The organism is Actinokineospora inagensis DSM 44258, from assembly GCF_000482865.1.
Lineage (GTDB): Bacteria > Actinomycetota > Actinomycetes > Mycobacteriales > Pseudonocardiaceae > Actinokineospora > Actinokineospora inagensis.
In genome coordinates this window covers 102,880-118,582 of sequence record NZ_AXWW01000010.1, presented here as the reverse complement: position 1 = coordinate 118,582, position 15,703 = coordinate 102,880, and the positions used below count along the sequence as shown (strand labels likewise).

Genomic DNA, 15,703 nt, shown 5'->3' with positions numbered 1-15,703 from the left:
CGGGGACTCGCGCGGTGGGTCGATCAAAGATAACCCCGAGGTCCGCTTATTCACCCGCCAACGCGCGCAGAACCGCCCTTTCGGCCCTGGTCGGCGCCGTCCCGATGAGCTCGGGGTGCCCCGGCGACGGCGGGTGCGGCCGCGGCGGGGGCCGCAGGAAGTCCGGGTGTGGGTAGAGGACAGCGCCCAGGTCCAGCACCGCCTTCGTCAACAGCGCGCGCAACCGGTCCATGCCGGGATTTTTCCGCTCCGGCCGCCCGCCCGCTCGGGTTCCCGGATCGTGGGCGGTTGGGCCGCAACGGAACCGGGTACTACCCGGTTACCCAAGGCAGTACCAAACACGAGCCCGCACGCGGGCGGATGGGAGGTCGGCATGGGGACCCAACGCGAGGCGGCGACGGGTCTGCGCAAGGCGGTCGGTGTCACGAGTGTGGCAGTGGCCATGGGAGTGGCGGGTGTGCTCACGGCGCAACCCGCGGCGGCGGCACCGGCACAACCGGCGGCACCGTGCAGCGCGGCGGCGAGAGCCTGCGTGTCCCTCAGCGCGCACTCCGCGTGGTTGATGGACAACGGCGCCGTCACCTACGGCGCCGTCCCGATCACCAGTGGCAAGGCCGGTCACCGCACCCCGACCGGGAGCTTCCAGGTGACCTACAAGGACATCGACCACTACAGCAAGGCCTTCCACGGGCCGATGCCGTACTCGGTGTTCTTCACGACCACCGGTGTCGCGTTCCACCAGGGCAGCCTGTCCCAGCAGTCGCACGGCTGCGTCCACCTCTCGCCCGAGGCCGCGCGGACGTTCTACCGCACGCTGGCCCCGGGGGATGTCGTCGAGGTGGTTCGCTGAGCCCGGGTGGCCCGGACCGCCGCAGGGAGGTCCGGGCCACTCAGTGGCCCGACCCAGAAGGTTGACAGGGTCTCGACCTGCCTACGACGTCCCTGGCGGCGTTGCCGAAACGCCCAAGTACGGTCCAGTACGAGGCCGTTCCGGCGCCTTGCCAGGAACGCCGTGGACAGGCCGATACCCAGCCAACCTTCTGGGTCGAGCGACTGGTTCGTCCGCTGTTGTGCCGCAGGTTGCCCCCGGTTCACCGACGCCTGCCACTGTGCGGCGATTCTTCGTCAGAACTGGGGTCTCCATGCGTCGTGCGCCCGTTGTGGTCGCGCTCGTGCTCCTCGCCCTCGCGGGCAGCGGCGGCACGGCGTGGGCGTCCACCGAGACCCTCGCGGTCACCGTCGACGACGGTGGCCTGCTCATCTCGGTCGACCAGACCCCGTACGCCCTCCCGGACGCCCGGTTCGCGGGCACCTGGTACGCCACCGCAGGCACCCTCCCGGCGCTGACCGTCGTCGACACCCGTGCGGGCGACCCCGGCTGGACCGTCTCCGGCCAGATCAGCTCCTTCACCAACTCGACCGGTGCCGTGCTCGGCAACCCGATGTCCTGGACCCCGCTGGTGGTCGACCACTCGCCGGTCCAGGTCCTCACCACCGGCCGCGCCATCATCGGTCTCGACGGCAGCCGCCTGCTCGCCGCCGCCGACCCGGACGCCGGTCGCGGCACCGCGCGCCTCACCGCCGACTTCCGGCTGCTGCTCCCCAGCCCCGGCACCTACACGGCGACCCTGACGCTGACCGTCATCTAGCGGGATGCGCCGGGTGTCGCCCGATGGGGCGAAATCGGCCACCTGATCGGAGCTTTCCCGGGGTCCCGCTGAAGTGCTCGACCCGGTTGCCGAAGGACAGTCCAACCTGGCCATCAGCATGCGCTCGATCGGGGCTGGTCCGCCTGCCACGCGGAAACCCCGTGCGCAAAACCTCATGCGCTGGCCGGACTCGCCGATGAAGGCGTCGACACCGGACCTGGAAGCGTGGTGGAGCGTGGAAGACTTCGATGATGTGGTCCAGGAATTCCTGGTCGAGAGCTACGAGAACCTCGACCAGTTGGACCAAGACCTCGTCGCGCTGGAGCGCGACCCTACGGCCCGCGACCGACTCGCCAGTGTTTTCCGCACCATTCACACCATCAAGGGCACCAGCGGGTTCCTGGCGTTCGCCAAGCTGGAGCAGGTGACGCACGTCGGTGAGTCGCTGCTCGCCCGGCTGCGCGACGGTGCCCAGATCCTCGACCGCCGCGGCGCCGACGTGCTGCTGCGCGTGGTCGACGTGGTGCGCGCGCTGCTCGCCCAGATCGAGGCCGACGGCCAAGAGGGCGAGATGGACATCCGCGACCTGATCGTGGAGGTCGAGGCGTGCATCAACGGCGAGCCCGCCCCGGTGCCCACCGCCGACTCCGCCGCGCCCGCCGAGCCGGTCGCCGAGGCGCCCGCGCCCGCCCCGGTCGTCGAGGCGCCCGCCGTGGACGCCCCCGCTGTGGACGCGCCCGTCGCCGAGGCCCCGGCCGCCGTCGCGCAGCCGGGAGCCCCCGAGGCCGCCGCCGCGCCCACCGAGGAGCCCGCCAGCCGCCGCGGTGTCGCCGACACCTCCGTCCGGGTCGACGTCGACCTGCTGGACAAGCTGATGCGCTTGGTCGGCGAGCTCGTGCTGACCCGCAACCAGATGGTGCGGGCCACCGAGCACTCCGGCGACCACACCCTCAGCCGGGCCGCCCAGCGGCTCAACCTGATCACCAGCGAGCTGCAGGAAGGGGTCATGAAGACCCGCATGCAGCCGATCAGCCACCTCTGGTCGAAGCTGCCCCGGGTCGTCCGCGACCTGTCCAACTCCATCGGCCGCCAGGTGCGGCTGGAGCTCGAGGGCGCCGAGACCGAGCTGGACCGCAGCCTGCTCGAGGCGGTCAAGGACCCGCTGACCCACCTGGTCCGCAACGCCGTCGACCACGGCCTGGAGTCCCCGGCGGACCGGGTCAAGGCGGGCAAGAACCCCGAGGGCACGCTGACCCTGCGCGCCTACCACGAGCACGGCCACGTCGTGGTCGAGGTCGCCGACGACGGCAAGGGCGTGGACCCGAAGCTGATCGGCGCGACCGCCGTCAAGCGCGGGCTGCTCTCCGCAGAGCAGGTCGCCGCGATGGACCCGGACGAGGTGCTGCGCCTGGTGTTCCGGCCCGGCTTCTCCACCGCGGCCAAGGTCAGCAACGTGTCCGGCCGCGGCGTCGGCATGGACGTCGTGCGCACCAACCTGGAGGCCATCGGCGGCGCGGTCGACCTGCGCTCGGTGGTCGGCAAGGGCACCACGTGGCGGCTGACCATCCCGCTCACCCTGGCCATCGTCCAGGCGCTGATCGTGGAGAGCGCGGGCGAGCGCTACGTGCTGCCGCAGATGTCGGTCCGCGAGCTGGTCTCGGTCGAGGGGCAGACCTCGGCGCGCATCGAGTACGTCTCCGGCGCCCCGGTCTGCCGCCTGCGCGGCCGACTGCTGCCACTGGTCCGGCTCAACGAGGCCCTTGGCGGCGCGCCCGAGCGCCCCGAGGAGCGCGGCGAGGCGATCTACGTCGCGGTCCTCAACGGTGAGGGGCACGAGTTCGGCCTGGTGGTCGACCGCGTGCTGACCACCGAGGAGGTCGTGGTCAAGCCGCTGGCCAGCCACCTCAAGGACGTCGGCTGCTACGCCGGTGCCACCATCCTGGGTGACGGCCGCGTGTCGCTGATCCTGGACGTGCTGGCGCTGGCCCGCAACGCGCACCTCGGCAACGCCGAGCGCGCCGCCGCCGCGGCCGCCGCGCTGGCCGCCGAGGCGGTCAAGGCCGAGACCCGCGACCGCCTGCTGGTCACCCGGGTCAGCGACCGCCGGGTCGCCATCCCGCTGTCCATGGTCACCCGCCTGGAGGAGTTCCCGGTGCAGGCCGTGGAGCGGGTCGGCTCCCGGGAGGTCGTGCAGTACCGCGGCCAGATCCTGCCCGTGCTGCGGCTCTCCGGTCTGCTCGGCTCGTGGTCGGAGGAGACCTCGGACACCGTGCCCGCGGTCGTGTACTCCTCGGGCGGCCACTCGGTGGCGCTCGCGGTGGACGGCATCCTCGACATCGTCGACGACACCGCCCCGCACGGCCCGTCCGACGGTGACGGCCTGTCCGGTTCCACCGTCATCGACGACAAGGTCACCGAGCTGCTCGACATGCGTCGGGCGATCATGGCCGCCGACCCGGACTTCCAACTGCCGGACTTCGAGACCCGTGACTACAGCTATGTGGAGGCGTCGTGAGCACCGTCCGGTACGCCACCTTCGAGGTGGCCGACCAGTTGTTCGGCCTGGAGGTCGGCGAGGTGCAGGAGGTGCTCGCGTTCTCCGAGTACACGCCGGTTCCGCTGGCCCCCGGCCACGTCGGCGGCCTGTTCAACCTGCGCGGCCAGGTCATCGCGGCCCTGGACCTGCGGGTCCGCCTCGGTGAGCCCGCCGTGGTGCGCACCGGCCCGGCGATGAACGTCATCGTCCGCACCGACGACGAGTCGGTGAGCCTGCTGGTCGACCGCATCGGCGACGTGGTCGAGTTGGAGGACACCGCGGCCGAGCCGATCCCGGACACGCTGTCCGGTCCGGCCCGCGAGCTGATCACCGCGGCGTTCCCGCTGGCCAAGCGGCTGATGCTCGCGCTGGACGCCCGCGCGGCCGTCCGCGGCAGCGAGACCGGCTGACCCACCCACCCGGGGCTCCGGGGCCACTGGCCCCCGGAGCCCCGTTTGGTGGTGGTCGGTGGATTCGCCCCGGCCCGTTGTCCCGGTATCGGTCCCCATTGGGCAGCACCCTCCACCCGCGCCTGCCGTCGCCAGCGACGGCCCCACCGAAGGGCACCCACCTGATGGTCGACACCACCCCCGAGGCCGCGCCCGGCACCCGCCGCGGCGGCCTCGGCCGGTTCTTGGCGAACCGCTCGCTCGCCACCAAGATCCTCGCCGCGATCGCGGTGCCCGCCGTCGTCGCCGTCGGCGTCGGCATGCAGGGCATCATCGCGACCGACCACGGTGCCAACACCTCGGCCCGGCTGGGCAAGAACGCCGCGGCCGTCGGGGCGATCAGCAACTTCAACGGCGCGGCGATCACCGCGACCCAGCACCTGCTGTCCTCGTTCATCAGCACCGACCTGGCGCGGGTGGACAAGGAGATCAGCGACACGACGGCCGCCATCGGCGTGCTGCGCGGCGCGCTGGTCCAGTTCCAGGACGGCATCGCCAAGGACCCCGACTTCAGCGCCGTCCCGCCCACCACCGTGCAGCGCGCTATCACCCACCTGGACAAGGTCGCCGACGTGGTCACCAACCAGGTGTTCCCGGCGGCCAAGGCGGGCAGGCCCGAGGTGGCCCTCGCCCGCTACAACAACATCGCCGGTCCCGCCCTGGACGACCTGGGCGTCGACCTGGTCGAGATGCAGACCACCGAGCTCAACGCGGTGGGTGTCGAGGTGACCGGTGCCGCCTCCGCCAGCGACAGCGCCCGGTGGACCTCGCTGATCGTGCTCGGCGTCGGCCTGCTGCTGGCGCTGCTGGTCGGCTGGCTGATCATCCGCGGCATCGTCCGCTCGGTGCGCGGCGTGTCCAGCGTGCTGGACTCGGTGGCCAACGGGGACCTGACCCGCAAGGTCGAGGTCCGCTCCACCGACGAGATCGGCGTGATGGCCGCGGCGCTGAACACCGCGACCGAGAGCATGCACGACACGGTCGCCGCGATCCGGACCGGCATCGGCTCGCTGGAGGGCGCGACGCACGACATGGCCACCATCGCGGGCAAGGTCAGCGACAGCACCGGTGAGACCTCCGCGCAGGCAGGCGTCGTGTCCGCCGCGGCCGAGCAGGTCGCCCGCAACGTGCAGACCGTGGCGACCGGCGCGGACGAGATGTCCGCGTCGATCAAGGAGATCGCGCAGTCGGCCAACGAGGCCGCGGGCGTGGCGGGGCAGGCCGTGTCGGTCGCCGCGACCACCAACGGCACGGTCGCGAAGCTGGGCGAGTCGTCGATGGAGATCGGCAACGTCGTCAAGGTCATCACCTCGATCGCCGAGCAGACCAACCTGCTGGCCCTCAACGCCACCATCGAGGCCGCTCGGGCGGGCGACGCGGGCAAGGGGTTCGCCGTGGTCGCGAACGAGGTCAAGGAGTTGGCGCAGGAGACCGCGAAGGCGACCGAGGACATCTCGCGCCGGGTCGAGATGATCCAGGCCGACACGGCCAACGCGGTGAACGCCATCGACGAGATCTCCGAGATCATCGCCCGGATCAACGACTTCCAGCTCACCATCGCCTCCGCGGTGGAGCAGCAGACCGCCACGACCGCCGAGATGAACCGGAACGTGGGCGAGGCCGCGTCCGGTGTGAGCGAGATCGCAGCGAACATCGCCGGGGTCGCCGACGGCGCGAACAACGCGACCGCCAGCATCAGCGAGTCGAACCTGGCGATGCAGACCCTCACCCGGCTCTCCGCGCAGCTCCAGGAGCAGGTCAACCGCTTCGCGACCTGATTCGCGACCGATCGGCGACGATCACGCGGTGATCACGGCCGCTGCTCCGGAACGACCATTCTGTGCTGCGCCGATCGGTGTAACACCACTCGACCAGGCGGCGTCGTCTCGCACCCCCCGGGACGGCGCCGTCGCTCTGTGTAATATTTCACCCGATCCAGTGCTATTTGCGTAATCGCGGGTGCATACTGACTCGGGTGTACAGCCTTGTCAGCGCCCCCGTGTTGGGCTTCGACCTCACCCGGATGGCGGGCGGGCCTGCGACGGCGGAGATTCTGCTGACGCTGCTCGCCCAGTCCACCTCGGGCATCGAGGTCCTCGCCTCCCGGGCCGCCTCCCACACCCCCGCCCTCGGCCTCGCCCGCTCGCACGCGCTCGCGGCGGCCGCCGAACAGACCAGCGTCCGCGACCTCACCGGTCCGTCCGCGGTCACCCTGCTGCAGCACTCGCCGATCGGCTCGCTGGCCGGGCTGCTGCACTGCGTGCGCACCGACGTCCTGGTCCCCGACCGCGACACCTTCCCGGCGGGCACCGCGCCCGAACCACCGGACGACGTGGTCGCCCTGGTCACCGACGCCATCTGCGCGACCTACCTGCGCGAGTCGCTGACCGACACCGACCGCAGGGTGCTCGCCTCGGCGTGGCTCACCGCCCGCCGCGACCTGCCGGAGCCCGCCCTGGACCTGGGCCCCACCCACGACCTGGTGCACCGGCTGCTCGACCGGGTTCGCGCCGCGCACCCCGCCGAGGTCCGCGCGCTGGCCGTGGCCGCCGACCGGATGCGCGCCGAGCAGGTCGACTGGTCGGCCGCGATGCACTCGGCCGCCTGGGCGGTGCACGTCTCCGGTCGGGTCCGGGCCGCCGCCACCGCCCAGTTACTCCTGGTCCGGGCGGTCGACCTGGCGGGAGTGTCGGTCGACGACCGGGCCAGCGGGGTGTGGAACGTGCTCTCCGGCGCGGTGCAGGCTCTGATGGTGCGCGACCTGGTGGACTCCGAGTCCGCCCAGGAACTCCTCGTCCCCTGCCTGGCCGCTTTCGGCCCGGATTGGCTGGTGCTCGCCGATTAGCGGCGACCGGTGAGCGACTGGTCGTAGCACTCCCGAGGTCCCCGACCGGCTGAACCCCCCGTGGTTCAGCCGGTCGTGTCGTTTGTTCCAGGGCAAGCTCGAACTGGCCGGGTCCACAGGGGACCCGATCGGGCGGAGTCCACAGCGGACGCCACTGCCCTGAGGACGCTGTGAACGCTGTGCGGGTCATGAGAAATCGGCGAGTCGAGGGCTCAGGACCGGACGGGTGCGGCCGATCCCAGGGTTGTCGCGGAGGCAGGTGCCCCCGCCGCCGACCCTGGAGGCCCACGTGATCTCAGTACTGGTGGTGGACGACTCGGTGGTGATCCGCCGTCTCGTCACTGATGTGCTGTCCGCGGACCCGAAGGTGCGCGTCGTCGGGACCGCGCCGGACGGGCGGATCGCGCTGGCCAAGATCGCCCAGTTGAAGCCGGACATCGTCACGCTGGACGTGGAGATGCCGGTGCTCAACGGGGTCGAGACGGTGCGGGAGATCCGCAAGACCAACCCGACGCTGCCGGTCATCATGTTCTCCACGATGACCAGCGACGGCGCCGAGGCGACGGTGGCCGCGCTGGCCGCCGGTGCCACCGACTACGTCACCAAGCCCGCCAACGCGGGCAGCGTGAACAAGGCCGTCACCGAGGTGCGCGAGCAGTTGCTGCCGCGCATCCACGCCCTGTGCGGCAAGCCGGTGTACACCGCGCCGCCGCCGCGCCCGCCGGACTCGGTGAAGAAGCCGCCGTCGGGCCCGCGCAAGGCGGTGCAGGCCGTGTTCATCGGCTCGTCCACCGGCGGACCGGAAGCGCTGCGCACGGTGCTGACCAAGCTGCCCGGCACCCTCGCGGTGCCGGTGCTGGTCGCCCAGCACATGCCCCCGGTGTTCACCACCATGCTCGCCCGTCGCATCGACCAGGAGGCCGCCCTGCGGGTGGTCGAGGCGCGCGACGGGGAACCGCTGCTGCCCGGCAGTGTCTACATCGCACCGGGCGGCAGGCACATGGAGGCCGCGAAGGGTCCGGGCGGACCCCGCGTCCGGCTGCACGACGGCCCCATGGAAAACCACTGCAGACCTGCTGTCGACGTGCTGTTCCGCTCCGGAGCGCGCGTCTACGGTTCGGCGTCGCTGGCGGTCATGCTCACCGGCATGGGCCAGGACGGCAAACGCGGCACCGAGGAGCTCGTGCGACTCGGCGCCGGAGTACTGGCCCAGGACCAGGCCACCTCGGTGGTCTGGGGAATGCCTGGTGCGGTTGTCAGCGCGGGCTTGGCCGACGCGGTGCTGCCGCTCGGCCTCATCGCGGAGAACATCGTCGCCCGCCTGCCCGCGTCGGCGACGGCAACTGGAAAGGAGGTGGCGCGGTGGAAATGACACCGGCGCTGTTCGGCTACGTGGCCGATCTCGTCTTCCGAGAGGCCGGCATGGTCCTGCGCCCCGGTAAGGAATACCTGGTCGAGTCCAGGCTCAAGCCCGTGGCGAAGGCCACCGGGCACGACACGGTGGGTTCGCTGGCCAACGCGCTGCGCACCGGGTCGGCGGCCCTGCGCACGCAGGTGGTCGAGGCGCTCACGATCAACGAGACGTCCTGGTTCCGCGACCGCGAGCCGTTCTCGGCGTTGACCGACGTCATCCTGCCCGACGTGCTCTCCGCCCACAACCGCCCGGTGCGGATCTGGTCGGCGGCGTGTTCGAGCGGCCAGGAGCCCTACAGCATCGCGATCACCATGGAGAAGGCGCTGCCCGCCGGGCGCGGCTACCAGATCATGGGCAGCGACCTGTCCGAGGAGATGCTGCGCCGTTCCCGCGCGGGGAGGTTCAACCAGCTCGAGATCAACCGCGGCCTGCCCGCGACCGACCTGGTGACCTACTTCCAGCGCGCGGGCGCCGAGTGGGAGGCGGTGCCGCGGATCCGGCAGAACCTGTCGTTCCAGCGCATCAACCTGTGCACGACGTTGCCGCCCATGAGCAAGTTCGACGTGGTGTTCCTGCGCAACGTGCTCATCTACTTCGAACCCGACACCAAGCGCGCCGTGCTCGAGCGCGTCCGGCAGGTGCTCAACCCGGGTGGTTGGTTGCTGCTGGGTGCCGCAGAGTCCACTGTGGGCATCGACTCGGTGTTCGAGCGGGTGGCCGTCGGACGGACCGCCATCTACCGGGCGCCTGCCCGTGACCGCCAAATGGTGAAAGAGGTGACGCAGTGCTAGGGATTGTGATCGACGATTCCCGGGCCATGCGCAAGATTCTCCGGGGCCTGTTGGCCGACCTCGACTACGAGGTCCTGGAGGCGGGCAACGGTCGGGAGGCTCTCAACGTGCTTGAGAGCACCGGTCGGGTTCCGGACCTGGCGCTGGTCGACTGGAACATGCCGGAGATGACCGGCCTCGAGTTCGTCATCGAGGTCCGCAAGATCTCCGAGATGCGTCAGATGACGCTGATGATGGTTACCACCGAGAGCGAGCACGGGCAGATCGTCCGGGCGCTGGCCGCCGGTGCGCACGAGTACGTGATCAAGCCGTTCACCCGAGACGGCATCATCGACAAGCTGGCCCTCCTCGGGCTCGTCCCGGCGGGGGTGTCCTAAATGACCAATGACGTGACCACGACGGTCGAGGTTGACCTCGACATGATCGCCGAACAGGTGTGGTCGGCGTTCCTCAACGGTGGCGAGGAAGAGACCATCTTCGCCGCCCCGGACACCGGTGCCCCGGTCGACCTCGCCGCGTCCGTCGCGATGGTCGGCGCGTACGAGGGTCACCTGGTCGTGTCCTGTTCGCACAAGGCTTCCCGCGACGTCGCGTCGGTGCTGTTCGCGATGGAGCCGGACGAGGTGACCACCGACGACGTCGGCGACGCGCTCGGCGAGCTTGCGAACGTGCTGGGCGGTAACGTCAAGAGCGTGCTGCCGTCCCCGTCCCAGCTCTCCCTCCCGCGCGTCTCGGCGACCGGCCACGAGCGCTGGCCCGGCACCGTCGAGGTCTGCCGGACCGTTGTGCGCTGGCGTGACGAGCCGTACGTGGTGACCTTGCTCAGTGGTGGTCCTTCCAACAACGCACAGGGGGTGTAGGTATGAAGATCCTGGTCGCGGATGACAGTCGGGTGATGCGGCAGATCGTCATCCGGACGTTGCGGCAGGCAGGCTTCGAGGACCACGACATCGTCGAGGCCCCGGACGGTGCCGCCGCCCAGACCTCCGTCAACGAGGAGAAGCCGGACCTCGTGCTCTCCGACTGGAACATGCCCAACATGTCGGGCATCGAGCTGCTGCACGCGTTGCGCGCGGCGGGCAACACGGTACCGTTCGCCTTCGTCACCTCCGAGTGCTCGGACGAGATGATCGCCAAGGCCGAGGCGGGTGGCGCGCTGTTCCTGATCAGCAAGCCGTTCACCGCGGAGACCTTCCGCGACAAGCTCTCCGACATTCTGGGGTGAGGCGATGACAGAGGCACTGCCGGTGCCCAAGCAGGTCCGCGAAACGCTGGCCAACCTCCTCGGCCGGGAGATCAAGGTCAACCCGACCGACCCGCCGTCCGCGGACGCGCCGGTCGTCGCGGTGTACCAGCGCAACGACCAGAAGCTGGCCGGGGTGATCGGTTTCTCCCTGCCGCTGGCGGCCAACACGGCCGCGGCGATGGGGTTGGTCCCGCCGGGCGGGGCCGAGGCGTGCGTCGAGGACGGTGAGCTCTCGCCGTTGCTCACCGACATCCTCGGTGAGGTGTGCAACATCCTCACCGGACTGTTCAACCGCGCGGGTCTGCCGCACGTGAAGTTCCACGCGGTGCACACCGAGGCGGGTTCGGTGCCCACCGATGTCAGGTCGCACCTGGCGTCGCTGGGCAGCAGGCTCGACCTCACGGTGGACATCGCGGGTTACAAGGGCGGCGTGCTGTCCATTGTGGTGCCGCTGAACTAGTTCACCCGATCAGCGGCGTGTCGCCGCTCGGTTGGGTGATAGTTGGTCGGATATCGCGTGCGGCCGGTGCAGTTTGGGAACTCAATAGCGGTGGGCCGCGAGTGCCGGGCCCAGTGCGGACATGTCGACTACCCGCTGGGTAGCCGAAGTGGCCGCGAGACGGATCGCTGGCCGGTTCGCCGCCTGGCGTACGGGGCGGCGAACCACTGGCGATTCGTTGTGTCGTGGGTAATGCTCAGTACCGCTCCACACCGGCCGAAGAACCGTCCGACGTGGAGCCAGGAAGGCAGCACGAGGCCAGGGACCGGCCGCACCCGCTATCCGGGATGGACATGAACTCCAGGCGACTGAGCCAGTTCGCGGTACCCGCCGGTGTCATCATGATCATCGTCTTGATGGTCGTGCCGATGCCGACCTTCCTGCTGGACATGTTCATCGTGATGAACATCGGGTTGGCGCTGCTGATCGTGCTGATCAGCATGCAGGTCCGCAAACCGCTGGAGTTCTCGGTATTCCCGTCGGTGCTGCTGCTGGCCACCCTGTTCCGGCTGGCGCTCAACATCAGCGCCACCCGGCTCGTCCTGCTCGACGGGCACGCGGGCGCGGTCATCGGCGCCTTCGGCCACGCGGTGGTCGGCGGCTCGCTGGTGGTCGGCCTGGTCGTGTTCTTCATCCTCATCGTCATCCAGTTCGCCGTGATCACCAACGGCGCAGGCCGGGTCGCCGAGGTCGGCGCCCGGTTCACCCTGGACGCCATGCCCGGCAAGCAGATGGCCATCGACGCCGACCTCAACGCCGGGCTCATCGACGAGCCCGAGGCCCGCAAGCGCCGCACCGAGGTCACCGCCGAGGCCGACTTCTACGGCGCCATGGACGGCGCGTCCAAGTTCGTCAAGGGCGACGCGATCGCCGCGGTGGTCATCACCCTGATCAACCTGCTCGGCGGCTTCGCGGTCGGCATGCTGCAGAAGGGCATGTCGCCCACCGACGCCATCAACTCCTACAGCCTGCTGGCCATCGGCGACGGCCTCGTCTCGCAGGTCCCCGCGCTGCTGCTCTCGGTCGCCACCGGCCTCATCGTCACCCGCGCCGCCGGTGACCAGGACATGGGGTCCCTGGTCACCAGCCAGTTCACCGCCAACCGCAAGGCGATGAAGATCGGCGGCGTCGCGCTGATCGGGCTCTCGCTCATGCCCGGCATGCCGATGCTGCCGTTCCTGATCGTCGGCGGCGGCCTGCTGCTCGTGTCCAGCCGCGGCCCCAAGCCCGGCCAGGACACCGCCGAGACCAGCGACTCCACCGAGGTCGCCGAGATCGTGCCGGACGCCACCGAGGCGCTCATCGCCGAGATGCGGGTCGACCCGCTGGAGCTGGCCCTGGCCACCGACCTGGTCGACCTGGTGGACGCCGCGGGCGGCGACCTGCTCGACCGGGTCCGCGCGCTGCGCCGCAAGATCGCCCTGGAGCTCGGCGTGGTCATGCCGCCGGTGCGCACCCGCGACGACCTCGACCTGCCGCTGTCCTCCTACGTCATCCGGATCAACGGCGCCGACGTCGCCCGCGGCTACGCCCCGCCCGGCACCGTGCTGGCCATCGGCGACGAGTTGGACGCGCTGCCCGGCCGCGCGGGCACCGAGCCGGTGTTCGGCCTGGCGGGCAAGTGGATCCCGTCCGAGCTGCGCCACCAGGCCGAGGCGCTCGGCGCCACCGTGGTCGACCGCGCCTCCGTCCTGGTCACCCACCTCGCCGAGGTCACCCGCACGCACGCCGGTCGCCTGCTCGGCCGGGAGAACGTCCGCGCGCTCACCGACGTCGTCCGCCGCACCCACCCGGTCGTGGTCGAGGAGCTCACCCCGGCCCTGATGAGCCTGGGCGAGATCCAGCGGGTGCTGCACCGCCTGCTCGACGAGGGTGTCCCCATCCGCGACCTGGTCGGCATCTACGAGGCGCTCTCCCCGGCGGCCAAGGCCGGTGCCGACATCGACCGGCTCGTCGAGGCCGCGCGCGCCGCGCTCGGCCCGGCCATCGCCGCCCGGCTCGCCGTCGACGGCGTGCTGTCGGTGATCACGCTGGACCCGCGGGTCGAGCAGACCCTGCTGGAGGCGATCCGGGTCACCGAGCTCGGCGACCGGCTCGCGGTGGACACGGGGACGCTGGAGGCGATCGTCGGCGACATCGCCGGGCTCGCCGGTCGCGCCGAGAGCCAGGGCCAGGCCGCCGTGCTCGCCTGCGCCCCGCGCCTGCGCACCCCGCTTTTCCGCCTGGTGCACGCCGCCGTGCCGCGGCTGGCCGTGCTGTCGTATTCCGAGCTGTCCGGTGGTACCCACCGGATCGAGACAGTCGGGGTGGTGAACAGTGGCTACACGCTTGCTGCTTGAGGGACCTGACCTGGAAGCCCTGCTCGACCGGGTGCGCACCGAACACGGCGCCGACGCCCGCATCGTGTCGGCCGACCGCCTGCGCAAGGGCGGGGTCGCGGGCTTCTTCTCCAAGCAGTGGTTCGAGATCGGGGTCGAGGTGCCCGACCCGGGCGACCCCGCGCTGCCCAAGGAGCAGGTGCTCTCGGTCAAGGACCTGATGGACTTGGCCGACAAGCACGACGGCGGGTCCGCGGCGAAGGCCGTGCCGGAGCAGCGGGTGGACGAGCCCGCGAGCCGGGTCGGCGACCCGTTCGCCAAGTTCTTCGCCGACGCGGGCGGCCCGCCCGCCAACGGCGCCCCGGTCGACCAGTTGCTCGCCGCCGAAGCCGGGCGGGGCATCTCGGCGGCCGCGGCCAGGGCCGCCGGACCGGGCGGCCGCACACCGACAGGGGAGTGGGAGGGCGCCGTGCTGCCACGGGTCGGCGACGCGCCGCGCGGCCTTGAGGTCGCCGGGCTGGAGCTGCGCGACGGGGTCGAGGTCGCCAGGGGTAGCGCTGGCGCAGGCTACCAGCGGCCCGCCTGGGCCGACCCGAAGCCCGCGCCCACCAAGGGTTTCGACGAGTCCGCCATGGACGACATGACCGACGAGGAGCTGCGCGCGGTGCTGTTGGGGGAGCAGGCCGCGCCGTGGCGCCCGCCGAGCGCCAACACCGTCCGGCCCGCCGAGTTCCCCTCGGTGCAGCGGCCGACCGCGGGCGGGCGGATGTTTGCCGCCCAGTCCACCGTGGAGGCACCGGCCGCGCCGGAGCCCGTCGCCGAGCCGGTTGTCGATCCGGTTGTCGAGGACACTGCCGTTGCCAGCTCCATTGTGGACGACGTGCTGGTCGATGACTCGGCCACTGTGGACACCGAACCGGTGGAACCGCTGGAGGAGAACGACTTCCCGCACGCGCTGAGCGAACTGCTGGTGCCGCCGCGGATGCCGTCGTCACACGCCCGGCACGCCCTGCCCGACGAGGACGACTACCTCGACGACGCCGTCGCCGAGCCGATCTCCGCCGCCACCGAGGTCGAGTGGCCCACCGCCGACGAGCCGCGGCTGCTGGTCGACCCGACCCCGCGCCCGCGCCGCCGCTGGGACACCCCGGTGCCGCGCGACCTGCTGGTCGCGTTGCCCGGCAAGGTGATCGTGGTCGCGGGTGCCCTGCACGAGGCCACCATCGCCGCGGAGTGGATCTGCCAGAAGATGCGGCTGGGCCCCGGCGCGGTGCAGGTGGCCGGGCCGGACCAGATCGGCCGCGGCCGTGTCCTCGGCCCCGAGCACGCCGCCGACATGGCCTACGACCTGAGCCGCAAACCGGTCCCGTCGATCGTCGCCATCGCCTCCGCCGTGGAAGACCCGGAAGGCGGCCGCTGGGCCGGTTCGGTCGCGCAGGCACTGGGCGCGCAGCACATCGTCGCCGCCATCGACGCCACCAGGAAAACCGCCGACCTGCGCCGCCACCTCGCCGACCTGGGCGGCGTCGACGCCGTCGCCGTCTACGGCACCGCCGCCAGCACCGACCCGGACTCCGTCCGCGAACTCGGCCTGCCCATCCTGATCATCGACGGCGTCCCCCCAACCACCCCGACCCGCCGCGGTCCGGCCTAAGCGAGCCCACCCATGTTCCGTTTCTCCACACTGGCCGTCGCCCTGCTGATGGCCTCCCCGTCGCTGTACTCGGCCTTCGTCACCGGCAAGGTCGAACCCACCGACGCCCTCATCCGCTTCCTCATCGCAGTCCCCATCGCGGCAATCCTGCTGTCCATCCCCCGCGCCGCCTACCTCCGCTACCGCCGCCCGGTCCGCACCCTGGACGACACAGAGCTCACCCCCAACCCCACCGTCGTCCGGGCCGTACGCACCGACCGCGCCTGACCGCCCCCGGCAGTTGCCTTGACAGCCGGTCCGGT

The 15,703-nt window shown here is 71.1% G+C and carries 16 protein-coding genes; 15 read left to right on the top strand and 1 reads right to left on the bottom strand.

The features are described 5' to 3' along the window. Window positions 1-46: 46 nt before the first annotated feature. Window positions 47-232: a hypothetical protein gene (locus tag H504_RS0103625; RefSeq protein ID WP_026421663.1), complete on the bottom strand. Its 186-nt coding sequence runs from the start codon at window positions 230-232 to the stop codon at window positions 47-49. 141 nt (window positions 233-373) lie between these two features. On the opposite strand from H504_RS0103625, the gene H504_RS0103620 reads away from it, so the two are divergent. The 15 genes from H504_RS0103620 to H504_RS33110 all read left to right on the top strand — a co-directional run bounded on the left by H504_RS0103620 (window position 374) and on the right by H504_RS33110 (window position 15,668). After that, entirely contained in the window at window positions 374-850 is a 477-nt protein-coding gene (locus tag H504_RS0103620; protein WP_051385447.1) for a L,D-transpeptidase, read from the top strand. 292 nt (window positions 851-1,142) lie between these two features. Beyond that, window positions 1,143-1,649 (top strand): WxL domain-containing protein, encoded by a 507-nt coding sequence (locus H504_RS0103615; RefSeq protein WP_157440177.1) that lies wholly within the window; start codon window positions 1,143-1,145, stop codon window positions 1,647-1,649. A 73-nt stretch (window positions 1,650-1,722) separates the two neighbouring features. Continuing rightward, the gene (locus tag H504_RS0103610; RefSeq protein WP_245614060.1) at window positions 1,723-4,164 is read left to right on the top strand and encodes a chemotaxis protein CheW; all 2,442 of its coding nucleotides are present in this window, start codon (window positions 1,723-1,725) and stop codon (window positions 4,162-4,164) included. Next, window positions 4,161-4,595, top strand: a complete 435-nt coding sequence (locus H504_RS0103605) for a chemotaxis protein CheW (protein WP_026421659.1) — start codon at window positions 4,161-4,163, stop codon at window positions 4,593-4,595. Before H504_RS0103610 ends, H504_RS0103605 begins: the two co-directional genes overlap by 4 nt. A 164-nt stretch (window positions 4,596-4,759) precedes the next feature. Further along, the gene (locus H504_RS0103600) at window positions 4,760-6,412 is read left to right on the top strand and encodes a methyl-accepting chemotaxis protein (RefSeq protein WP_035303236.1); all 1,653 of its coding nucleotides are present in this window, start codon (window positions 4,760-4,762) and stop codon (window positions 6,410-6,412) included. Window positions 6,413-6,609: 197 nt separating this feature from the next. Next, on the top strand, window positions 6,610-7,479 hold the full coding sequence (locus H504_RS43540) for a hypothetical protein (protein WP_026421657.1): 870 nt from the start codon (window positions 6,610-6,612) through the stop codon (window positions 7,477-7,479). Between the two features lie 289 nt (window positions 7,480-7,768). Further along, window positions 7,769-8,851: a protein-glutamate methylesterase/protein-glutamine glutaminase gene (locus H504_RS0103590; protein ID WP_026421656.1), complete on the top strand. Its 1,083-nt coding sequence runs from the start codon at window positions 7,769-7,771 to the stop codon at window positions 8,849-8,851. Continuing rightward, a complete protein-coding gene (locus H504_RS0103585; protein WP_026421655.1) occupies window positions 8,848-9,684 on the top strand; it encodes a CheR family methyltransferase in 837 nt (278 codons plus the stop codon). Before H504_RS0103590 ends, H504_RS0103585 begins: the two co-directional genes overlap by 4 nt. Beyond that, complete coding sequence (locus H504_RS0103580; RefSeq protein WP_035303198.1) at window positions 9,678-10,061, top strand: response regulator; 384 nt, start codon at window positions 9,678-9,680, stop codon at window positions 10,059-10,061. Before H504_RS0103585 ends, H504_RS0103580 begins: the two co-directional genes overlap by 7 nt. Then, window positions 10,062-10,544 (top strand): chemotaxis protein CheX, encoded by a 483-nt coding sequence (locus H504_RS0103575; RefSeq protein WP_245614059.1) that lies wholly within the window; start codon window positions 10,062-10,064, stop codon window positions 10,542-10,544. A 2-nt stretch (window positions 10,545-10,546) separates the two neighbouring features. Further along, window positions 10,547-10,909, top strand: coding sequence for a response regulator (locus H504_RS0103570; protein ID WP_026421652.1), 363 nt, complete (start codon window positions 10,547-10,549; stop codon window positions 10,907-10,909). 4 nt (window positions 10,910-10,913) lie between these two features. Further along, the gene (locus tag H504_RS0103565) at window positions 10,914-11,390 is read left to right on the top strand and encodes a hypothetical protein (protein WP_026421651.1); all 477 of its coding nucleotides are present in this window, start codon (window positions 10,914-10,916) and stop codon (window positions 11,388-11,390) included. Window positions 11,391-11,614: 224 nt separating this feature from the next. Continuing rightward, entirely contained in the window at window positions 11,615-13,768 is a 2,154-nt protein-coding gene (locus H504_RS0103560; protein WP_245614058.1) for a flagellar biosynthesis protein FlhA, read from the top strand. Then, complete coding sequence (locus H504_RS0103555) at window positions 13,746-15,401, top strand: hypothetical protein (RefSeq protein WP_157440176.1); 1,656 nt, start codon at window positions 13,746-13,748, stop codon at window positions 15,399-15,401. Before H504_RS0103560 ends, H504_RS0103555 begins: the two co-directional genes overlap by 23 nt. A gap of 12 nt (window positions 15,402-15,413) precedes the next feature. Further along, entirely contained in the window at window positions 15,414-15,668 is a 255-nt protein-coding gene (locus H504_RS33110; RefSeq protein ID WP_035303191.1) for a hypothetical protein, read from the top strand. Window positions 15,669-15,703 lie beyond the last annotated feature (35 nt).

What these genes read in the sequence shown, in the direction of transcription:
- H504_RS0103615 (WP_157440177.1), top strand. Translation starts at nt 1,143, where the DNA reads ATGCGTCGTGCGCCCGTTGTGGTCGCGCTCGTGCTCCTCGCCCTCGCG.
- H504_RS0103570 (WP_026421652.1), top strand. Translation starts at nt 10,547, where the DNA reads ATGAAGATCCTGGTCGCGGATGACAGTCGGGTGATGCGGCAGATCGTC.
- H504_RS0103600 (WP_035303236.1), top strand. Translation starts at nt 4,760, where the DNA reads ATGGTCGACACCACCCCCGAGGCCGCGCCCGGCACCCGCCGCGGCGGC.
- H504_RS0103585 (WP_026421655.1), top strand. Translation starts at nt 8,848, where the DNA reads ATGACACCGGCGCTGTTCGGCTACGTGGCCGATCTCGTCTTCCGAGAG.
- H504_RS0103565 (WP_026421651.1), top strand. Translation starts at nt 10,914, where the DNA reads ATGACAGAGGCACTGCCGGTGCCCAAGCAGGTCCGCGAAACGCTGGCC.
- H504_RS0103620 (WP_051385447.1), top strand. Translation starts at nt 374, where the DNA reads ATGGGGACCCAACGCGAGGCGGCGACGGGTCTGCGCAAGGCGGTCGGT.
- H504_RS0103575 (WP_245614059.1), top strand. Translation starts at nt 10,062, where the DNA reads ATGACCAATGACGTGACCACGACGGTCGAGGTTGACCTCGACATGATC.
- H504_RS33110 (WP_035303191.1), top strand. Translation starts at nt 15,414, where the DNA reads ATGTTCCGTTTCTCCACACTGGCCGTCGCCCTGCTGATGGCCTCCCCG.
- H504_RS0103625 (WP_026421663.1), bottom strand. Translation starts at nt 232, where the DNA reads ATGGACCGGTTGCGCGCGCTGTTGACGAAGGCGGTGCTGGACCTGGGC.